General features: G+C 37.1%; 23 protein-coding genes. 13 read left to right on the top strand and 10 right to left on the bottom strand.

Features of this window, described 5'->3' with window-relative positions:
- Together WG904_RS01380 and lipA are read right to left on the bottom strand one after the other, a co-directional pair.
- Complete coding sequence (locus WG904_RS01380; RefSeq protein ID WP_339577497.1) at positions 1 to 552, bottom strand: RNA polymerase sigma factor; 552 nt, start codon at positions 550 to 552, stop codon at positions 1 to 3.
- 63 nt (positions 553 to 615) lie between these two features.
- Positions 616 to 1,497: a lipoyl synthase gene (gene lipA, locus WG904_RS01375; protein ID WP_339577496.1), complete on the bottom strand. Its 882-nt coding sequence runs from the start codon at positions 1,495 to 1,497 to the stop codon at positions 616 to 618.
- Between the two features lie 165 nt (positions 1,498 to 1,662).
- On the opposite strand from lipA, the gene WG904_RS01370 reads away from it, so the two are divergent.
- Positions 1,663 to 2,067 (top strand): OsmC family protein, encoded by a 405-nt coding sequence (locus WG904_RS01370; RefSeq protein ID WP_339577495.1) that lies wholly within the window; start codon positions 1,663 to 1,665, stop codon positions 2,065 to 2,067.
- Here WG904_RS01370 and ytxJ read toward each other — a convergent pair.
- The 3 genes from ytxJ to WG904_RS01355 form a co-directional block, all read right to left on the bottom strand.
- Positions 2,064 to 2,396, bottom strand: coding sequence for a bacillithiol system redox-active protein YtxJ (gene ytxJ / locus WG904_RS01365; RefSeq protein WP_339577494.1), 333 nt, complete (start codon positions 2,394 to 2,396; stop codon positions 2,064 to 2,066). The genes WG904_RS01370 and ytxJ overlap by 4 nt on opposite strands.
- A gap of 193 nt (positions 2,397 to 2,589) precedes the next feature.
- Entirely contained in the window at positions 2,590 to 3,081 is a 492-nt protein-coding gene (gene ribH, locus WG904_RS01360; RefSeq protein WP_339577493.1) for a 6,7-dimethyl-8-ribityllumazine synthase, read from the bottom strand.
- Positions 3,082 to 3,115: 34 nt separating this feature from the next.
- Positions 3,116 to 3,784, bottom strand: coding sequence for a tetratricopeptide repeat protein (locus WG904_RS01355; RefSeq protein WP_339577492.1), 669 nt, complete (start codon positions 3,782 to 3,784; stop codon positions 3,116 to 3,118).
- 226 nt (positions 3,785 to 4,010) lie between these two features.
- Here WG904_RS01355 and recF point away from each other — a divergent pair, with 226 nt between their 5' ends.
- Positions 4,011 to 5,114 carry a DNA replication/repair protein RecF gene (gene recF / locus WG904_RS01350; protein WP_339577491.1) on the top strand — a complete coding sequence of 368 codons (1,104 nt, stop codon included), beginning with the start codon at positions 4,011 to 4,013 and terminating at the stop codon, positions 5,112 to 5,114.
- Positions 5,107 to 5,397 (top strand): DciA family protein, encoded by a 291-nt coding sequence (locus WG904_RS01345; RefSeq protein WP_339577490.1) that lies wholly within the window; start codon positions 5,107 to 5,109, stop codon positions 5,395 to 5,397. The genes recF and WG904_RS01345 overlap by 8 nt, the downstream gene beginning before the upstream one ends.
- Positions 5,398 to 5,413: 16 nt before the next feature.
- On the opposite strand, the gene WG904_RS01340 is transcribed toward WG904_RS01345, so the two are convergent.
- The 3 genes from WG904_RS01340 to WG904_RS01330 all read right to left on the bottom strand — a co-directional run bounded on the left by WG904_RS01340 (position 5,414) and on the right by WG904_RS01330 (position 6,963).
- Positions 5,414 to 5,587, bottom strand: a complete 174-nt coding sequence (locus WG904_RS01340; protein ID WP_339577489.1) for a hypothetical protein — start codon at positions 5,585 to 5,587, stop codon at positions 5,414 to 5,416.
- Between the two features lie 61 nt (positions 5,588 to 5,648).
- Entirely contained in the window at positions 5,649 to 6,443 is a 795-nt protein-coding gene (bamJ, locus tag WG904_RS01335; protein ID WP_339577488.1) for a BamJ family beta-barrel-assembly machinery protein, read from the bottom strand.
- Positions 6,444 to 6,543: 100 nt separating this feature from the next.
- Positions 6,544 to 6,963, bottom strand: coding sequence for a nucleoside-diphosphate kinase (locus WG904_RS01330; RefSeq protein WP_339577487.1), 420 nt, complete (start codon positions 6,961 to 6,963; stop codon positions 6,544 to 6,546).
- 113 nt (positions 6,964 to 7,076) lie between these two features.
- On the opposite strand from WG904_RS01330, the gene WG904_RS01325 reads away from it, so the two are divergent.
- From WG904_RS01325 to WG904_RS01295, 7 genes are all read left to right on the top strand, one after another.
- Positions 7,077 to 8,087, top strand: a complete 1,011-nt coding sequence (locus WG904_RS01325; protein ID WP_339578605.1) for a DHH family phosphoesterase — start codon at positions 7,077 to 7,079, stop codon at positions 8,085 to 8,087.
- Positions 8,088 to 8,114: 27 nt separating this feature from the next.
- Positions 8,115 to 9,107: an FKBP-type peptidyl-prolyl cis-trans isomerase gene (locus WG904_RS01320; protein ID WP_339577486.1), complete on the top strand. Its 993-nt coding sequence runs from the start codon at positions 8,115 to 8,117 to the stop codon at positions 9,105 to 9,107.
- 43 nt (positions 9,108 to 9,150) lie between these two features.
- Positions 9,151 to 10,143, top strand: coding sequence for an FKBP-type peptidyl-prolyl cis-trans isomerase (locus WG904_RS01315; protein WP_339577485.1), 993 nt, complete (start codon positions 9,151 to 9,153; stop codon positions 10,141 to 10,143).
- A gap of 71 nt (positions 10,144 to 10,214) precedes the next feature.
- A complete protein-coding gene (locus WG904_RS01310; RefSeq protein ID WP_339577484.1) occupies positions 10,215 to 10,982 on the top strand; it encodes a TatD family hydrolase in 768 nt (255 codons plus the stop codon).
- A 130-nt stretch (positions 10,983 to 11,112) separates the two neighbouring features.
- A complete protein-coding gene (locus WG904_RS01305; RefSeq protein ID WP_339577483.1) occupies positions 11,113 to 11,277 on the top strand; it encodes a GxxExxY protein in 165 nt (54 codons plus the stop codon).
- Positions 11,278 to 11,318: 41 nt separating this feature from the next.
- Positions 11,319 to 12,335 carry an asparaginase gene (locus tag WG904_RS01300; RefSeq protein WP_339577482.1) on the top strand — a complete coding sequence of 339 codons (1,017 nt, stop codon included), beginning with the start codon at positions 11,319 to 11,321 and terminating at the stop codon, positions 12,333 to 12,335.
- 167 nt (positions 12,336 to 12,502) lie between these two features.
- Positions 12,503 to 13,918: an MBL fold metallo-hydrolase gene (locus WG904_RS01295; RefSeq protein WP_339577481.1), complete on the top strand. Its 1,416-nt coding sequence runs from the start codon at positions 12,503 to 12,505 to the stop codon at positions 13,916 to 13,918.
- Here the strand turns inward: WG904_RS01295 and WG904_RS01290 are convergent.
- Positions 13,915 to 14,913 (bottom strand): alpha/beta hydrolase, encoded by a 999-nt coding sequence (locus WG904_RS01290; protein WP_339577480.1) that lies wholly within the window; start codon positions 14,911 to 14,913, stop codon positions 13,915 to 13,917. The two genes, WG904_RS01295 and WG904_RS01290, sit on opposite strands and share 4 nt — an antisense overlap.
- Positions 14,914 to 14,975: 62 nt before the next feature.
- Between WG904_RS01290 and WG904_RS01285 the strand changes: the two genes are divergently transcribed.
- From WG904_RS01285 to WG904_RS01275, 3 genes are all read left to right on the top strand, one after another.
- Positions 14,976 to 15,947, top strand: a complete 972-nt coding sequence (locus tag WG904_RS01285) for a polyprenyl synthetase family protein (RefSeq protein WP_339577479.1) — start codon at positions 14,976 to 14,978, stop codon at positions 15,945 to 15,947.
- Entirely contained in the window at positions 15,947 to 16,999 is a 1,053-nt protein-coding gene (locus WG904_RS01280; protein WP_339577478.1) for a TerC family protein, read from the top strand. The genes WG904_RS01285 and WG904_RS01280 overlap by 1 nt, the downstream gene beginning before the upstream one ends.
- Before the next feature lie 139 nt (positions 17,000 to 17,138).
- Positions 17,139 to 18,590: a M28 family peptidase gene (locus tag WG904_RS01275; protein WP_339577477.1), complete on the top strand. Its 1,452-nt coding sequence runs from the start codon at positions 17,139 to 17,141 to the stop codon at positions 18,588 to 18,590.
- Positions 18,591 to 18,688: 98 nt separating this feature from the next.
- On the opposite strand, the gene WG904_RS01270 is transcribed toward WG904_RS01275, so the two are convergent.
- Positions 18,689 to 19,117 carry a CBS domain-containing protein gene (locus WG904_RS01270; protein WP_339577476.1) on the bottom strand — a complete coding sequence of 143 codons (429 nt, stop codon included), beginning with the start codon at positions 19,115 to 19,117 and terminating at the stop codon, positions 18,689 to 18,691.
- Positions 19,118 to 19,206 lie beyond the last annotated feature (89 nt).

Genomic DNA, 19,206 nt, shown 5'->3' with positions numbered 1-19,206 from the left:
TCAATTAAAATTTTTCCTTAATTCTAAAATTGCCATTCGAACACGGGTTTTTACAGTGCCCAAAGGTAAGTTTAATTCTTCTGCAGCCTCAACATGCGTATAGCCCTTAAAATAGACCATATCTAACACGCTTTTAAATTCGGGTTTCAGGTTGGTTACCAACTCTTTTAACCCTAAAGTATCTGCATTAAAAACTACCTTCTTTTGCTCGTCAATGAAATCTACGTTATTTTCCAAGTCTTGGTTTTTGGTAGCGTTTTTAAAATCTTTAGACCTCAACTTGTCTATCGATAGATTACGTGCCACATTCATCATCCATGTAAATAACCGCCCTTTTGAAGAATCATAACTCGAAGCAGAATTCCAGATTTTTAAGAAAGTTTCTTGTAAAAGATCTTCCGCAACTTCTGTATGAATTACAATCCTCGATATTACACCAAGCAAAGCACCAGAGTACATATCGTACAGGGCCTTAATAGCAATGGTTTCTTGCCTCTTCAGTGCATTAACCAATTCTTCTTCAGATAGAGATATTTTCTTTGTTGGTGCCAAGACTGCTAATATACAATCAAATTATGATAAAAATACTTTTAATAAAAGATACAACCTCAGGCTCTAAAAATCAAATAAATGTTTTTCTGCATGGTATGAGGAACGAACTAGCGGGCCGCTCTCTACATATCTCAATCCTTTTGCTAAGCCGATTTCTTTGTATTTCGCAAATTGATCGGGATGTATCCAATCTACCACCGGATGATGGTTTTTTGTTGGCTGCAAATATTGCCCTAAGGTTAAGATATGAACCCCATTTTCTACTAAATCGTCTATTGCTTCTAAAACATCACTTTCTGTTTCGCCTAGGCCAAGCATAATGCCAGTTTTGGTTCTTAGCCCAAATTCAGAAATTCTTTTCAGCGCTTCCAAACTGCGATCGTATTTGGCTTGGATACGAACTTGTTTAGTTAACCGTTTTACCGTTTCAACATTATGAGACATTACTTCTGGGCGCTCTTCCAAAACCCGATATAAATTATCCCATTGGCCTTTAAAATCTGGAATTAAGGTTTCTAAAGTAGTATCTGGACTTTCTCTTCTAATTGCTTGCAGGGTTTCGGCCCAAATAATAGAGCCGCCATCTTTTAAATCGTCGCGATCTACTGAAGTAATTACACAATGTTTTACATTCATCAGTTTTACCGAACTGGCGATACGATTGGGCTCATCCACATCAACTGCTAATGGTCGGCCAGTCGCAACCGCACAAAAAGAGCAAGAACGCGTACAAATGTTACCTAAAATCATAAAAGTAGCAGTACCAGCACCCCAGCATTCGCCCATATTAGGGCAATTTCCACTTTCGCAAATGGTATGTAATTTATGGGTGTCAACCAAACTGCGTACCTGTGCATATTCTTTTCCAACAGGTAATTTTACTCTTAACCAATCGGGTTTACGAGGTTTATCTGTAACGGCTGCAACTACAGGAAGTTCAATCATATTACAAAGTTACGAATTAGGAATGTAAATAGTATGGCGTAATGATTATTGCGTATTGAGTTGGAGTGTACTAGGAAACTTTTTGATTTTGAATCATATCTAAATACGCAATACTCCTATCAAAATACGCATAAAAATTACTAATTTTGACTTAAATTTTACAACATGGCAACTTCAAAAATCACGTACACTGGCGATTTAAGAACGAATTCTGTTCATTTAAAATCGGGCGTACAAATTATCACCGATGCACCAATAGATAATCAAGGAAAAGGAGAGGCATTTTCTCCGACCGACTTATTAGCAACTTCATTGGGAAATTGTATGTTAACGATTGTAGGTATTGCAGCGAGAACCCATGGGTTTAACATAGATGGCACTACTGCCGAAATCACAAAAATTATGGGCGAAAATCCTCGCCGCGTAACCGAAATTATCGTAAACCTCCAATTTCCCTCAACTAATTATAGCGAAAAGGAGAAAGAAATTATCGAACGATCGGCAAAAACTTGTCCGGTAGCCTATAGCCTACATCCCGATATTAAGCAGAATATTACGTTTGGGTTTTAGCCTTTTACCATTTCTACTACTTCTTCTGCCGAAATATCACCATGTGAAGCGTCTAGAACACATTCGCCATTTTTAATGAGTAAAAGCTGTGGCGATTCGTGATGCACTTGAAATACTTCGGCTACCGCTGCAGAAATATCTCGGTTACTAATTAAATCTAAAAAATAAAGGTTAATTCCTTCTGGTAAAGCATCCCAGTCTAGCTCGAAGCGCTTTTTTACCATTAAACTTATGGAACAACGTGTGCTGTGTTTAAAAATGAGGTTATAATTCTCATCGTTTTTGATGGCATTTAGCTGTGCTAAATCACTAAGGTTAATCCATTGCATTTTACGGTCTCTTTCTTTTTCCCTCTGGGTACGTACTATAGGCGGGACAAAGACGAGATGAGCATGATTCTAGAACGATAATTGCACAAAATACAACTAATAATAGAATAGCAATTTTCTTCATTTGTATAAAAGTTAAGCCCCTAATGTACTAATAAATATTTTTATCAACTGATGAATAACAAATATGTCTTTAAATTGTTGCTGAAAAATCTGCCATTTTGAGCGCAGTTATCGCAGCTTCATCGCCTTTATTCCCATGTTTACCTCCTGCTCTATCCAGGGCTTGTTGTTCATCATTTGTGGTAAGCACGCCGAAAATAACGGGTTTACTATGTTTAATGCCAACATTTGTAATGCCATTTGCTACTGCATCACAGATAAAGTCGAAATGCTTGGTGTCGCCTTGGATTACACAGCCTAAACAAATTACCGCATCAAGATGGCTTTGTTTGGTTAATAAAATTTCTGCAGCTACCGTAAGTTCAAAACTTCCTGGAACAGCAGCCGTGATGATATTTTCTTCTTTAACCCCGTGCTTTAATAAAGTTTGTAAGGCTCCTTGGTACAATGCTCCAGTAATTTTCGCATTCCATTCGGCCACTACAATTGCTATTTTAAAAGCATGACCATTTGGAATGGTGGTATGCGAAAAGTCTGAAAGATTTTTTAAGTGCGATGCCATAGATTAATTTACTAATTTGCTACTAATTAGCAAATTATTTGATTTGGCCTTGTGCACGAGCGATATAGGCATCGATCATAGCAGCTTCTTGGCTCTCAGGGAATTGCGTTTTGATTTTAGTATACGCTTCTTCAGCTGCCTTAAAATCTTTAAGGTTTTCGTTTACCAAGCCTAGCTTTTTAAGGAACATTGGCGAAGTAAATTTATTGCTCGCTTTATCTGCAGCCTTTTGATAATAAGTTGCTGCTTGCTTATAGTCTTTTAACTCGCTATAGGCATCACCCAATAAACCTAATGCTAATGGATCGGCTACTGGACTTCCTGTTGCCGTATATTTTCCTAATGCTTCTGTTGCTTTTTTATATTCGCCTTTACGTAAATAAATACCGCCTAGATAAAGGTTAGCTAAGTTTGCAGACTTAGTATTATCATATTCTTCAGCAATTTTTGCTAATCCCGGATAACCACCTTCGCCATCAATTGCTTTGTTAGCTAACGAATCTACACCTACATATTGCTCTGCTTTAAACATTTGAGCAGCAGCCTCATTTGCCCGGCCAGGCAAGTAAGAGGCAAAATAATAAAGTGCAATTGCACCCAAAACAACTATTGCAGCTGCTATAAAAAGCAAACTTTTGCCATTCTCTTCAACGAAAGAATTTTTTTTCACAGGTGGTGTTACTGTTTTATCTTTTGTAGACATGTATTTAATCTATTATACGTTCGGTTTAAAAATTGAGATTGCAAAAATACGTTTTTCAACGGAAGTATCAACCCCTTTTTTAAGTATTTGATAATTATTAGTATAGGGTATGCAGTATAGTATACTGTGATTGGCTGCTTTAACGTGTACATGCTATGGAAAATGCCTCAATACGCAATACTCACATCTCAATACGGTCTGAAAAACTTATATTTGAAATCGAATTATGTGGCTAAAAAACATCACCCTTCTTAACTTTAAAAATTACGCTACTGCAGAACTTAGCTTTTCAAAAACGGTAAACGTTTTTGTAGGGAATAATGGGGCTGGGAAAACCAACCTATTGGATGCAATTCACTATTTATGCCTTTGTAAGGGTTATTTTAATCCGATAGATAGTCACCAAATAAAAAGCAATGAAGATCTTTTTTTAGTTCAGGGCGATTTTGAGCGTAAAGAAAAAAATGAAAAAATTACTTGTGGCTTAAAACGTAATCAGAAAAAGCAATTCAAAAGAAACAAGAAAGAATACGATAAACTAGCTAATCATATTGGGCTTTTTCCTTTGGTGATGATTTCTCCATACGATGTAAATATTATTATGGATGGGAGCGAAGAGCGTCGCCGTTTTATCGATAATGTAATTTCGCAAACCGATTCTAATTATTTAGATGAGCTCATTACCTATAATAAACATCTCTTAAACCGCAATGCACTTTTAAAACAAGTTGCCTTAACCAGGAAGTTAGATGTTTCTTTGCTTGAAATTTTTGATGCCCAACTTGTTAACTCGGGCGATAAAATTTTCGAAAAGCGGAAGCAATTTATGGCAGAGTTTATTCCCCTTTTTAATACCTATTATCGTTTCCTTACGGATGATGCCGAAATGGTTGCCTTAACCTACCAATCGCAATTAAATGACCAGGCTTTCGAACAACTGTTAACCAACACTATTGAGCGTGATCGAATTGTAGAACGAACAACAACGGGGATCCATAAAGACGATCTGATTTTTACCATATCAGAAATGCCATTGAAACGTTTTGGCTCGCAGGGACAGCAGAAATCGTTCTTAATTGCCTTAAAATTGGCGCAATATGCTTATCTTCAAAAATTTAAAGGATTTAAGCCGGTTTTGTTGCTGGATGATATTTTTGATAAGTTAGACGACTTGCGTGTGCATAAATTGATGGAAATGGTTTCGCATCACGATTTTGGGCAAATTTTCATCACCGATACCGGTAAAGAAAGAGTATTATCTATTTTTAATGCCATTAACGTTGAGGTAACTTTATTTGAAGTAGAAAGTGGGGTAATTAAACATGCGTAAACCGAACGATATTAGCCTAAAAGATGCCATCACAAAGATGTTATCGGTGTACCGTTTACGTGGTAAATACGACGAAACCGGTGTAGTGGCCCACTGGCCAGAACTCATGGGTACAGCAGTTGCCAATCGAACTACACAGATTTATGTAGCACAGAAGAAACTTTTCGTTAGGATAGAATCTTCTGTGATTAAAAATGAATTATTGATGGTGAGAACAGGTATTATTCAGAAATTGAACGAAAGAGCCGGCTCTGAAGTGATTACGGAGATTGTGTTTTTGTAGGATTAACACGCACTAACTACCCTTTACCTCCAAAAACTTTCGAAACCAACCAAATTACCAAGGCAATAACGAGTACAACTACAATTACCCCCGTCCACATCCCTGCCTTAAAAATGTCGCCAATTAATTCGCAGCTGGTTAATACAGAGCAAACAAGTGCAACCAATGATAATGGAATATATCTTCTCATAAAAAACGATTTAAGTTTGATTTTTCTTAGAACAAACCTAAATCGTTAATGTTTTAATTTTTTAAGGTTTACCGCCAACTTTAATCAGCTCGACTTCAAAGATCAACGTGCTAAAAGGAGGGATTTCTCCGGCTTCTCTACCACCGTACGCTAAATTATAAGGAATAAAAAAACGATATTTTGCACCTTCCTGCATTAATTGCACACCTTCTGTCCACCCAGCGATAACTTCACTTAAACCAAAAGTAATCGGCTCGCCGCGTTTGTACGAACTGTCGAATTCTAAGCCACTTAATAACGTGCCTTTATAATTAACCGTAACTTGATCGCTAGCTACAGGTTTAGCACCAGTACCGGGCATCAACACTTCGTATTGTAAGCCACTTGCTGTAGTTTTAATGTTTGGCTTCGTTTTATTTTGCGCTAAAAATGCCTCTCCCGCTTTAATGGTTGGCATATTTTTTTGTTTCTCTAATTCTTCGTTCTTTTTGGCCATTTCTTCACGTTCCTTACTAAAGCTTTCGAAAAGTGTTTGAATGGCTTCTTGACATTGCTGCTGGGTTAATGTTGGATTAACCCCAGAAAAAGCGTCTTTCATCCCTTTAGTTAAAAGGTCGTAGTTAATCGTTTTTAAACCTCCAGATTTGAAGCTGCTTGCTACATTTATGCCTAAGGCATAGCTAGCCGAATCGAGTTTGGTTTTAAAGACTATGGGTTTAATAACAGGTTTAGGAAGCGGTTTTTTTGTTGAAGCAATAACCGTTTTTTTAGCGGGTGTAGTATTTTTAGCAGGGGTTTGCGCATTTGCAGAAAATCCGATTAGGGAAATTAAGGCGGCTACATATAAATTCTTCATTATAAAATTAAGTTTAAGGTCGAAAGATAATAAAATGTGTAAATAAAAAAGTCATTCCGATAAGCGAAATGACTCTTTATGAACTAAAGATCCCAATGAGCTAGAAGCGCTCAGCAGCAGTAAAGAAAAAATCGCCTTCGATTTGTGCATTTTCGTCAGAATCAGATCCATGAACCGCATTTGCATCAATAGATTTAGCATATTTCTGGCGGATAGTTCCCTCAGCTGCTTCTGCTGGATTGGTAGCGCCAATTAAGGTTCTAAAATCTTCAATTGCATTTTCTTTTTCTAGAATAGCCGCCACAATTGGTCCAGAAGACATAAAGCTAACTAAATCTCCATAAAAAGGACGCGCTTTGTGAACTGCATAAAAATCGCCAGCCGTTTCAGCTGTTAGTTTGGTGTATTTTAATGCAATGATTTTAAATCCTGCATTTGTAATGTCGTTAATAATCGAACCAATGTGGCCATTTGCAACCGCATCAGGCTTTATCATGGTAAATGTTCTATTTGTAGCCATACTATTTTAAGTCATTTTTTTTGCAAAAATACACTTTATATCATTAAAATTATAGCTTCATTAATAAAAGCTACCAATTAAGGCTAAAATTTGTAGCTTTGCAGGCTAAAATTATGGTATCCTTAAGCGAATTAAAAACAATATTGGCTACGCCACAAAAGATTGTAATTACAACCCATCATAAGCCAGATGGAGATGCAATGGGCTCTTCTTTGGGTTTATATGCCTATTTAATTCAAAAGGGCCATCATGTTACGGTAATTACCCCAACCGATTATCCCGATTTTTTGCATTGGTTGCCCAATAATTCGGATGTTGTTATTTTTACAGAGGCGGTTGATAAATCACAGCAATTGGTGAATGAAGCTGCGGTGATATTTTGCCTAGATTTTAATACGTTGAGTAGAATTAATCAACTTGGAGAACATATTCGTGCTTCAAATGCTATAAAAGTGATGATCGATCATCATTTAGAACCCGAAGATTTTGATGACTTTAGGCATTGGAATATTAATGCTTGTGCAGCAGCGCAGTTGGTATACGATTTTATTGTAAATGAACTTAATGATGCTACATTAATCAATAAAGATGTGGCTACTTGTTTATATACAGGAATTATGACCGATTCTGGGTCGTTTCGATTTCCGTCGGCAACCTCTTTAGTGTATCGTATTGGCGCAGATTTAATCGATTTAGGTGCAGAGCACTGGCGTATTCATCAGTTGGTATACGATAATGCTTCAGAAAATAGATTACGTTTTTTAGGACACTGTCTATCTAATAAACTTGAAATCTTAAGAGAGTTTAATACGGCCATTATTTCTGTTGATGCAAATGAGCTAAAAAATTATGATATTGCAACGGGAGATACCGAAGGAATAGTGAATTATGCGCTCTCGATTAACGGAATAAAGCTCGCTGCATTTATTATTGAAAGAACTGATAAAGTTAAATTATCTTTGCGTTCTACTGGCGATTTTCCAGCAAATGAAATATGTAAAAAATATTTTGAAGGAGGAGGGCATAGGAATGCTGCTGGAGGAGTTTCTGAAACGGATTTAGCGCGAACCATCGATACATTTAAATCGATATTGCCAGAGTATAAAACACAATTATTACAATAAAAATATAGAGAATAAATTAATAGTATAATGAAGAAAAGTTTAGTAATTCTTTTAGCTGCCTCGGCAATTCTTGCTGCCTGCAGTAAAGAGCAAAAAGGCAAAGGCGGCCTGTTGTATACCCTTCATAAGGATGCCGGAAAGGCAAAAATTAAAGAAGGTGATTTTGTTAAAATAGACTATATCCAAATGAATGATAGAGATTCTATTATAGATGCAACATACGATCACGATATATCCAGATATTTCCCAGTAGGTAAACGAAATTACCAGGGAGATATGAGCGATGTGTTAACGCTTTTTGGTGAAGGAGATAGCTTAACATTTAAGATAAACATTGATACGCTGGTTTTCTATAGTAAGCAACCTCGTCCTGCAGAACTTAAAGATCAAAAGTACTTAGTGTATTCGGTGAAAATTCAAAAAGTATTACCTAAGAAACCAAATGAAGTTGACTCGGTCTTTCAAAAGAGAGCACAGGCATTTTATGATGCAGATATGAAAGCTACTATTGAAATGAAAAGAAAGATTCAAAGCGCAAGGATGAAAAAGTATGCTGAAGATAATAACCTTAAGGTAACCACATCACCAAGCGGTTTGCAATACGTAATTCAAGAGCCTGGTACTGGTCCAAAACCGATGATGGGCGATACAGCATTGGTAGATTATACAGGCCAGTTAACCTATAAGAAAGTGAGTGGAAAATTGAACATTTTCGATACAAGCATAGAGAAAGTTGCGAAAGAGAATATGCCGCCAAATCCGATGAAAAAATATGGCCCAACACCAATTCCATTATCTGAAGGGATTGCTAAAGGATTTGTAGAAGCGTTGCAGTTAATTGCTAAAGGAGGTAAAATTACAGCGATTTTACCGTATAATTTAGGCTATGGAGAAGAGGGTGGTGGACCAATCCCTCCCAATAATCCAATTGTTTTCGATATCGAAATTAAAGACATTAAAAGAGGAATGCTTGCTCCCCCTCCTCCAGGTGCTTTTCCCGGTCCAGTAACAAAGAAATAGGTAATAAATAGAAACATAAAATCAAATAGAAAAATAAATAGTAATGAAAAAAGGTTTAATAATTCTTTTCGCAGCATCAATTGCTTTAGCTGCATGTAACAAAGAACAAAAAGGTAAAGGAGGGTTGCTGTATACCGTTCATAAGGATGCTGGTAATGCAAAAATTAAGGAAGGTGATTTCATCAAAATAGATTTTATCCAAAAAAATGATAAAGATTCTGTTCTTGATGCAACCTATGATCACGACCAATCGCGGTTTTTCCCTGTTGGTAAAAAAGCATATGCTGGAGATATGAACGATGTATTAACTTTGTTTGGAGAAGGCGATAGTGTTACGTTTAAAATAAATATCGATACGATGGTGTTTTACAACAAACAACCCCGTCCAGAAGAATTTAAAGACCAAAAATATTTAACGTACACCATAAAAATTCAAAAGGTGTTGCCTAAAAAACCAAATGAGGCTGATTCGTTATTCCAAAAAAGAGCAAATGAATTTTACATGGCCGATTTAAAGGCTACCATGGATAAGAAGAAAGCTGCAGAAGCTGGTAAAATGAAGAAATATGTAGAAGACCATAACCTTAAAGTAACGACTACAGCTAGTGGCCTACAATATGTGATTACGGAACCTGGAACCGGTCCGAAGCCCGTTATGGGCGATACTGCAATGGTTGATTATGTTGGTCAGTTAACCTTTGGGAAAGCTAATGGAGACAAAATGAATGTTTTCGATACAAGCATTGAGAAAGTAGCGAAAGAACACATGACACCTAACCCCATGAAACAATTTGGCCCAGCTGCAATTCCATTAGGTGAAGGCATTGCAAAAGGTTTTGTTGAAGCTTTACAACTCATTGCTAAAGGCGGTAAAATCACCGTTATTATGCCTTCTAAGTTGGGTTATGGCGAACAGGGTGGTGGTCCAATCCCTCCATATGCACCTCTAGTGTTTGATATTGAACTTAAGGATATTAAAAAAGGAGTTGCTACCACACCACCTGCACCAGTAGCGCCCGGAGCAGTAGTAAAATAAAAGAAGATAAAAATAGCTAAGACCCCGAATTACATCGGGGTTTTTTTATGCCCTTTTCGTTACTTTTGTATATGATTTTAACCGATACGCATACTCATCTTTATTACGAAACAGATGCCCAAAAGCAGGGGCAATTAATGGAACGTTGCTTTGTTAATAGTGTTGAACGACTTTTTTTGCCTAATGTAGATGTGAAATCGATCGAAATGATTGATAATTTGGTAAATCGCTATCCCGAAAATTGCTATGCGATGTCAGGTTTACATCCCTGTGATGTAAAGGAAGATTATATCACTCAGCTGGCCGCGATTTATAAAAGTATAGCCGATCGTAAAATTTATGCAATTGGCGAAATCGGTATCGATTTGTATTGGGACAAAACTACATTGCAAATTCAACAGGATGCATTTAAGCAACAAATTGCCTGGGCAAAAGCTTTGGCGTTGCCGATTGTTATCCACTGCCGTGAAGCATTTGAGGAGGTTTTTGAGGTTTTAGACTCGGTAAAGGACGAAAAATTAAGAGGCATTTTTCATTGCTTTACAGGAAATTTGGAGCAAGCTAAAAGAGCGATTGATTTGAATTTTTACTTGGGTATTGGGGGGGTAATTACGTATAAAAAGGCGGGACTTGATTTAGTTTTAAAAGAGATTTCTATAGAACATGTTGTGCTCGAAACGGATTCGCCTTATTTGGCACCTGTTCCTTTTCGAGGTAAGCCAAACGAAAGTAGTTACCTTGTTCATATCGCTCAAAAAGTAGCGGATATTTATGGGATAAGTGTTGAAGACGTGGCTGAAGTTACTACGGAGAACTCGAGGAAGGTGTTTGGGATTTAAATATTGATATATTTTTTACCACAGAGGGCACAGAGTTTTACGCAGAGAATAATGAGTGTCAATTTTTAAGCTTTTAATTAGTTAACTATTTGTTTTTCAGTTAGATAGAATTTTTTTGTAGCTTGTCGACATGATAGAAGATTTGTTAACAAAAGAAATTATAGGGTTAGCTATTCAAGTTCATATAGCATTATTACCTGGCTTATTAGAGAGCGTTTATAAGGAATGCTTATATTTTAAATTGGTTAAAGAGGAATTTCAAGTTAAAAAAAAAGCGCATTCCAGTATTTTTTGAAGAAATAAGATAACAAAACCATTTATCTTTGTGTTAACCAAATGACAAAAATTCTCATCATCTACACGGGCGGTACCATCGGAATGGTAAACGATTCTAAAACAGGAAGCTTAATTCCTTTCGATTTTTCACAAATCAAAGAAAATGTACCTGAATTAGCGAGGTTAGACTATCAACTATCAGTTCATTCTTTTAAACCTATTTTAGATTCCTCAAATATGAATCCTGAAATATGGGCAGAGCTTGCCACTTTAATTGAGGCCAAATACGATGATTTCGATGGTTTTGTGATTCTGCATGGATCTGATACCATGTCCTTTACCGCATCTGCCCTGAGTTTTATGTTACAAAATTTGGCCAAACCCGTCGTGCTTACAGGCTCTCAATTACCGATTGGTGAGATTAGAACTGATGCTAAAGAAAATTTAATTACCGCTTTAGAAATTGCAGCAACAAAAAATGGTGATCAGGCCATGGTGCCAGAAGTTTGCATTTACTTCGATTATCAATTATTTAGGGGTAACCGATCAATTAAATACAACTCAGAAAAATTTGAAGCGTTTCAATCCCCCAATTATTCGATTTTAGCAGAAGCAGGGGTAAATTTATCTTTTTACAATAACTATATCCTGCCTTGTTCAGATAAAGAATTTTCCATACATACCCACTTAAACTCCAATATTGGGGTTTTAAAAATGTATCCCGGTATAACTGAATCAGCCGTTAAGGCCATTACCGATTCGAAGGTAGATGCCATTATTCTCGAAGCTTTTGGCTCTGGAAATACCACTACAGCAACCTGGTTTATTAACTGTTTAGAAAATGCTATCACACAAGGCAAAATTATTATCGATATTTCTCAGTGTAAAGGGGGGTCGGTGCACTTAGGGGTATATGAAACCAGTAAGAAGCTCCAAGAAATGGGAGTTGTAAGTGGTTATGATATGACCTTCGAAGCCACTGTTACAAAGTTGATGTTCTTAATGGGTCAGGATTTATCCATTGAAGAAATTAAACACTTAATGGAAGTTTCGATTGCCGGGGAACTTACAAATTAGGAAAATTTGAGAAGCTGGTATTGCAAATAGAGAGGGGATACAGATAAAAAAACAATATTATGATGAAGCTCACATCATTTTTATAGATTAACTCTTATTTTTGTACTGTTTAACCTAGTCTTGATACCTGCCCATCTGGCAGGCGGCTTGTACTCAATACCCATAATATGAAAATTGAACAAATATATACGGGATGCTTAGCAGAGGCGGCTTACTACATAGAGAGTGAGGGAGAGGCTGCAATTATTGATCCATTGCGTGAAGTAACGCCCTATTTAAATAAGGCTGAACACAACGGAGCAATCATTAAATATATATTTGAAACTCATTTTCATGCCGATTTCGTTTCGGGACATATCGATTTAGCCGAAAAATCGGGAGCAACTATAGTTTATGGGCCAACAGCCCAGACTAATTTTAAAGCCCATATCGCTACAGATGGCGAGCAATTTAAAATAGGAAAACTTACGCTTATTGCACTACATACACCCGGACATACCTTAGAATCGACCACTTATTTATTAAATGACGAAAATGGTAAAGCGTATTGTATTTTCAGTGGTGATACACTATTTATTGGGGATGTTGGTAGGCCAGATTTAGCCCAAAAGGGAGATTTAACGATGAATGATCTCGCGGGTTTGTTATATGATTCATTAGCAAAAAAAATTAAACCACTGGCCGATGATGTGATTGTTTATCCCGGCCACGGCGCAGGCTCTGCTTGCGGTAAAAGTATGAGCAAAGAAACTTTCGATACCTTAGGCCACCAAAAAGTGGTAAATTATGCGTTAAAAGCAAGTTCAAAAGAGCAGTTCATAAAAGAAGTAACAGATGGAATTTTGCCGCCCCCACAATATTTTGCTAAAAATGTTGCCATGAATAAAGGTGGTTATGAAAGCATAGACGATGTGTATAAAAAAGGCTTAATTGCATTTGATCCAGCAGCGTTTGAAGATGTGGCTAATTTAACGGGCGCTTTAGTGCTCGATACTCGCGATCCTCAGGTATTTGCAAAAGGGTTTATCCCCAACTCGATTAACATTGGCTTAAATGGTCAATTTGCCCCTTGGGTGGGTGCATTAATTACCGATTTAAAACAAGAAATTCTTTTGGTTACTGATGATGGCAAAGAAGAAGAAACCATAACGCGCTTAGCTCGAGTAGGCTACGACAATACGATTGGCTATCTGCAAGGCGGTATTGCCGCATGGGAGGCCTCAGGTAAAGAGATCGATACGATCAGCTCTATATCAGCGGCTCAATTCGAGGCCGCCGTAGTGGCCGATGAGCACCTCAAAGCCTTAGATGTGCGTAAGCCTGGAGAATATGAATCCGAGCATTTAGAAAATACGTTAACCCGGCCCCTAGATTATATTAACGAGTGGACTGTTGATTTAAATCCGCAAGAGACCTATTATATCCATTGCGCAGGTGGCTATCGCTCAATGATTGCCGCATCCATATTAAAAGCCCGTGGTATCGAAAATGTAATTGATGTTGCAGGGGGTTATAGTGCCCTAAAAGAAACGGGATTAAAACGAACAGATTTTGCTTGTCCGACTAAAGCAATGAAGGTTTAAGGAATCTTTGTATCTTTTAGTCGCTCTGCAATAAATCCATCCATGGCATGTTCAACACCCTCAATGTCTTTTGAAGTAATAGCTGAACCAATAACATGGTTTCCTGCCTTCGGAATCGGAATTTTTTGTTTGTCTTTTGCTGGAGTTCCCAACTCATCAAACATTTTTAACATCGCATCTACCTTTACCACCGGGTCTTGTTCCGTTTCGCTTTTATAATAATACAGCATCAGCACAGGTTGCTTTACTTTTTTGAAAAGTGCTGTCGTCATGCTACTTTCTAACATTTCTTCGAGCTGTACCACCGATTCTAACCTATAATTCGTGTACCAGAACTTTTTGTAGGCCGGACTTCTTCCGTCAACCTTTCGCTCATCACTCCCGGTTACTTTTCTAGCAATTTGTAAGCCCCATGGATTATTTAATAACCACGCTTTATTATCGTTGATGGCGATATTGGGCGACATCAACACTAAACTATTCACTTCTGGGTAAGTTGCAGCTAGTTGTAGCGCTAAACTTCCACCTGTTGAGGTACCCACTAAAATTACCTTTTTGCCTAATTTTTTTCCAATAGCATAGGCTTCTTTGCCACTTTCCCATAAACGATCGGCTGTGAAATATTCCATAGGCGCAATGGTATCAAGTCCGTGATCGGCCAAACGAGCCAAATACATATTCGCTTTTAACGCGTTTGCAAGGTAACTATACGCTGGATTTCCTTCTTCTTTCGAGGCCGAAAAGCCATGTAAATAAACGATTGCATATTCGGTTTGCTCCTTTTTAGAAGTATCAGCCCATACAATTTCAGCTTCATTACCAGGCTTCACCTTAAACTTAGTTTCCTGCAAAGAAACATAGTTGGGCAAGTTTAAAAGTTCTGGAACTTTGGGGAGCCTGGTAGCGTAATTTGGTTTTGCTGGTTTCGGCCCCACAAAATAAAGCACCACCAAAATGGTTAGCAATGCTATAAGTGTTAAAACAAATGATTTCACGTTAATAATTTGATTAAAAATACGCTTTTAATCCCTAAGTTTGCAAACACATTTTTTGCTGAATGCCTGGAATAAATCAGATAAAACTCCCTATCGCTGCCGAAATCGATGCATTTGAAGCTAAATTTAAAGCTTCGATGCAAAGCGATGCTCCACTGCTTAATCGCATTACTCATTATATCGTTAAAAGTAAGGGTAAACAAATGCGCCCAATGTTTGTTTTTTTTGCAGCTAAACTGTGTGGTGGTATTATCGAATCTACCCATCGTGGCGCAGCATTGGTAGAATTATTGCATACTGCAACACTTGTTCACGACGATGTGGTAGACAATGCATACGAACGAAGAGGCTTTTTCTCTATTAATGCCCTATGGAAAAATAAAATTGCTGTTTTAGTGGGCGATTTTTTATTAGCTAAGGGTTTATTACTGTCGGTAAACAACAAAGAATTTGCGCTGTTGAAGATTGTGTCAGAAGCTGTACAACAAATGAGCGAAGGGGAATTGTTGCAAATCGAAAAGGTTAGACGGATGGATATTAGCGAAGCCCTATATTTTGATGTCATACGACAAAAAACGGCATCTTTAATCGCCTCTTGTTGTGCCTGTGGAGCTGCTTCAGCTGGTGCTGATGAAGAAACGATCGAAAAAATGCGCTTATTTGGCGAAAAAGTGGGTATAGCATTTCAAATTAAAGACGATACCTTCGATTTTGGAACGGATGACGTGGGTAAGCCATTGGGTATTGATATTAAAGAAAAGAAAGTTACGTTGCCATTAATTTATGCCTTAAATGGAGTCAATAAAACGGAACGGAAGAGAATTATCAACTTAGTTAAAAATCACCAAGACGATCCCAAAAAAATACAAGAGATCATCGATTTCGTAAATGCTAGGGAAGGTGTTCATTATGCCAATCAAAAAATGCTCGAATATCAACAACAGGCATTCGATATATTGTATACATTTAAAGAAAGCGAAGCTAGAAATGGTCTCGAACAATTAGTTAGATACACTACCGAACGTAAAAAATAATGTCGAACGAACTCTTATTTATTTCTGGTTTTTTGCTTTTCATCGTGCTGATTTTAGCACTTGATTTGGGCTTATTCAGTAAAACTGAAAAGATTGTAAGTTTAAAGCAGGCAGGAATCATGAGTTTTATCATGGTTTTACTTGCACTTGGCTTTTATTTTTTATTGATTTTAGAAGGGCAGGAGCTTCATGGCATTCGAAATTTTGTGCAGCTAGAAAGGGTTGTCGCAGCCCATCAGCATCAAATTACACTTATACCTGGAAATTTTGTAGAGAGCTTGAAGATTTATAACCAAAATCTTGGAATAGAGTTTTTAACGGGTTATGTAATTGAGTATGCGCTTTCTGTTGATAACATCTTTGTAATTGTGCTTATTTTCTCTGCATTCGCTGTTCCTGAGAAATATTATCACCGTGTTTTGTTTTGGGGCATATTAGGTGCTATTGTGATGCGTTTTATCTTTATTTTTGCTGGCGCAGCCTTAATCAACCAATTCTCTTGGATATTATATGTATTTGGTGCATTCTTAATATTTACCGGCTTAAAAATGTTTTTTTCTAAGGATGAAGACGATAAAATTGACCCCGAAAATCATAAAATCGTAAAGATAGCTTCTAAATTTTTTGCTATTCACCCGAAATATGAAGGCAAAAATTTTTTTCATCGCGTAGATGGAAGAAAAATGATCACTCCATTATTCCTCGTGCTGCTAATCGTTGAGTTTACAGATCTCATTTTTGCGGTAGATTCTATACCGGCTATTTTTGCGGTCACCAAAGATGCTTATATCGTGTTTTTCTCAAACATTTTTGCCATTATGGGACTACGATCGATGTTCTTTTTACTTGTTAATATTATTCATAAGTTCCATTACCTAAAAACGGGATTAGCATTTTTGTTAACCTTTATTGGAATTAAAATGTTAGCGCATGATTATTTAAAGTTATGGGGCTTCACTACTGAGCACTCGCTATTGGTAATTCTTTTTATTTTAACGACGAGTATTGTGGCGTCGTTGGTGTTTCCGAAGAAGACAGCGCATAAGGCTTAAAGTTTATAACCACATACCTATGTGTGCTATGTTTCTATTTGGTTAAAAAAACACATAAAGTGTAACTAATCAGTGAAATCACAAAATCTGTGTAATCATCTTCAAAAAAAACCTTATTTTAACGCAAAAAATAACAACAATGAAGAATTTCTTTTTATTAGCGCTCACTAGCCTTTGTTTATCTGCAAGCGCACAAGATAATTTTGAATCAGTTTTTACAAAAATTAATACTGAAGTTCAGGCTAATTCTAAAGCATATAGCACGTTAAAAGATGCGTCATTAACCATCGGTCACCGTTTAACTGGTTCGAAAAATGGTGCTAAGGCGGAAGAATATGCATTCAATTTGCTTAAATCATACGGATGTGACGTTAAGTATCAACCGTTTGAAGTAGAAAGCTGGGATAGAAAAACGCTCGCCGTTAAAATTGGAAGTTCTGCAGGTAGTTTACTCCCAATAAAAGCAGTAACCTTGGCACATTCTCCTGTAACTTCAAATGTAACGGCTAGCTTAATTGATGTAGGCAATGGATTAGAAGCAGACTATCGGGAGTTAGGTGATAAGGTGAAAGGTAAAATTGCATTAATTTACCTTGGTGTTTTGCCCGGTTCTCCACAAGGAACGCGTTCATTGCATCGCTCTGAAAAAACGGCAATCGCCACAAAAAATGGTGCAATTGGTGTAATTATTATAAATACGGTTAAAGATGGTGTATTATTAACTGGAACTGCTTCGGTAACGGGTAAATTAATTCCAATTCCCGCTGTTTGCATCGGATTAGAAAGCGGTATGGAGTTGAAAGAAAAATTAAAAGCCAGTAATCAGATTGCTTCAATTACAATGACCAATTTTTCTGGTCTAATAAAAGCGCGTAATGTTATTGCAACTTTTAAAGGAACGGAATTTCCAAAAGAGAAAATCGTTGTTGGCGGCCACCTAGATAGCTGGGATTTAGCCACTGGTGCAATTGATAATGGGATAGGATCTTTCTCCATTATGGATATGGCACGTACATTTAAAACGTTAAACTTAAGTACCAAAAGAACGGTAGAGTTTGTACTATTTATGGGCGAGGAACAAGGATTATTAGGTTCAAAAGCCTATGTTGATCAGGCTAAAAAAGACAAAACAATAGATCAAATTAGTTACATGTTAAACTACGACATGACAAATGATCCTAAGGGTTTTTCAACTACAAGAAAAGAAATGGAACCCCTGCTTAGAGGTTGGGGAGAACAGATAACTAAAGTCGATACCTCTTATAGAAATTTAATCCAGTCGGGTGCTGGTTTGCACAGTGATCATCAACCCTTTATGTTAGAAGGCATAACTACTGGAGGGGGGGCAGGTGGAAGATTGCCAAACAATTCTGGTCCATACTATCATTCAGATGGCGACTTATTTAAATTGGTAGACGAGCAGGGAATGAAAAATACCGTTCGTTTTTCTGCGATGCAGACCTACGCATTGGCAAATACGCCAAAAATTCCAGTAAGCAAACAGAATGAAGTCGATTTGGAAGCTTTCTTAAGAGCGCAAAACTTAAAAGAGCCCCTAAAGATTGCTGGCGAATGGCGTTGGAAAGACTAACTAGTTACAAGGTTAAGACGTTGCAAGGTTGAAACGTTTATGATTTTTAAGAAATACACTTATGAAATCAGAACATTACAACTTTCAACATTCAAACATTAACTATTAATATAACTCTCTAACTGAGATATGGTTTGCTTTTGATCAGCAATAATAAATTTAACCACATCCCCTATAGAAACCATTCCAATAACGTGGTTTTCGTTTACAACAGGTAGATGCCTGATGTGCTTGTCGGTCATGATTTGCATGCATAATTCAATACTGTCTGTAGAACTTACCGTTATTGGGGCAATGGTCATGGCTTCGCTTATTGGGGTGTCTTTAGACGATTTTCCGTGCAAAATAATCTTCCTTGCATAATCTCGTTCAGTAAAAATGCCCATTAAAATTTCGTTTTCCATAATCAATAACGCACTGATGTTCTTTTCGGTCATCATTTTTAAGCCATCTAAAACAGACGTGGCTGCAGTAACGCTGTAAATTTGCACAGGTTTTGTGCTTAATACTTGTTTTACGGTCTTCATAATGATTTGTTTATAAGCTACTTAAATTTAGCTAAAAGAAATGGGATTTCAAAAAGTTAATTTGAGGATGTGCTGGTTAGCTAATTTAA

The organism is Pedobacter anseongensis (assembly GCF_037482965.1).
Classification (GTDB): domain Bacteria; phylum Bacteroidota; class Bacteroidia; order Sphingobacteriales; family Sphingobacteriaceae; genus Pedobacter; species Pedobacter anseongensis.
The sequence above is the reverse complement of the archived record's forward strand: the minus strand, read 5'-3'. Positions and strand labels throughout refer to the sequence as shown.

Excerpts from the sequence above, each read along its gene's own strand:
- recF (WP_339577491.1), top strand. The coding sequence starts at position 4,011 with ATGTGGCTAAAAAACATCACCCTTCTTAACTTTAAAAATTACGCTACT.
- WG904_RS01330 (WP_339577487.1), bottom strand. The coding sequence starts at position 6,963 with ATGGCTACAAATAGAACATTTACCATGATAAAGCCTGATGCGGTTGCA.
- WG904_RS01310 (WP_339577484.1), top strand. The coding sequence starts at position 10,215 with ATGATTTTAACCGATACGCATACTCATCTTTATTACGAAACAGATGCC.
- lipA (WP_339577496.1), bottom strand. The coding sequence starts at position 1,497 with ATGATTGAACTTCCTGTAGTTGCAGCCGTTACAGATAAACCTCGTAAA.
- WG904_RS01295 (WP_339577481.1), top strand. The coding sequence starts at position 12,503 with ATGAAAATTGAACAAATATATACGGGATGCTTAGCAGAGGCGGCTTAC.
- WG904_RS01345 (WP_339577490.1), top strand. The coding sequence starts at position 5,107 with ATGCGTAAACCGAACGATATTAGCCTAAAAGATGCCATCACAAAGATG.
- WG904_RS01370 (WP_339577495.1), top strand. The coding sequence starts at position 1,663 with ATGGCAACTTCAAAAATCACGTACACTGGCGATTTAAGAACGAATTCT.
- ytxJ (WP_339577494.1), bottom strand. The coding sequence starts at position 2,396 with ATGCAATGGATTAACCTTAGTGATTTAGCACAGCTAAATGCCATCAAA.
- WG904_RS01315 (WP_339577485.1), top strand. The coding sequence starts at position 9,151 with ATGAAAAAAGGTTTAATAATTCTTTTCGCAGCATCAATTGCTTTAGCT.
- WG904_RS01325 (WP_339578605.1), top strand. The coding sequence starts at position 7,077 with ATGGTATCCTTAAGCGAATTAAAAACAATATTGGCTACGCCACAAAAG.
- WG904_RS01270 (WP_339577476.1), bottom strand. The coding sequence starts at position 19,117 with ATGAAGACCGTAAAACAAGTATTAAGCACAAAACCTGTGCAAATTTAC.
- WG904_RS01280 (WP_339577478.1), top strand. The coding sequence starts at position 15,947 with ATGTCGAACGAACTCTTATTTATTTCTGGTTTTTTGCTTTTCATCGTG.
- WG904_RS01300 (WP_339577482.1), top strand. The coding sequence starts at position 11,319 with ATGACAAAAATTCTCATCATCTACACGGGCGGTACCATCGGAATGGTA.
- WG904_RS01320 (WP_339577486.1), top strand. The coding sequence starts at position 8,115 with ATGAAGAAAAGTTTAGTAATTCTTTTAGCTGCCTCGGCAATTCTTGCT.
- WG904_RS01285 (WP_339577479.1), top strand. The coding sequence starts at position 14,976 with ATGCCTGGAATAAATCAGATAAAACTCCCTATCGCTGCCGAAATCGAT.
- WG904_RS01275 (WP_339577477.1), top strand. The coding sequence starts at position 17,139 with ATGAAGAATTTCTTTTTATTAGCGCTCACTAGCCTTTGTTTATCTGCA.
- WG904_RS01340 (WP_339577489.1), bottom strand. The coding sequence starts at position 5,587 with ATGAGAAGATATATTCCATTATCATTGGTTGCACTTGTTTGCTCTGTA.
- WG904_RS01305 (WP_339577483.1), top strand. The coding sequence starts at position 11,113 with ATGATAGAAGATTTGTTAACAAAAGAAATTATAGGGTTAGCTATTCAA.
- ribH (WP_339577493.1), bottom strand. The coding sequence starts at position 3,081 with ATGGCATCGCACTTAAAAAATCTTTCAGACTTTTCGCATACCACCATT.
- WG904_RS01355 (WP_339577492.1), bottom strand. The coding sequence starts at position 3,784 with ATGTCTACAAAAGATAAAACAGTAACACCACCTGTGAAAAAAAATTCT.
- bamJ (WP_339577488.1), bottom strand. The coding sequence starts at position 6,443 with ATGAAGAATTTATATGTAGCCGCCTTAATTTCCCTAATCGGATTTTCT.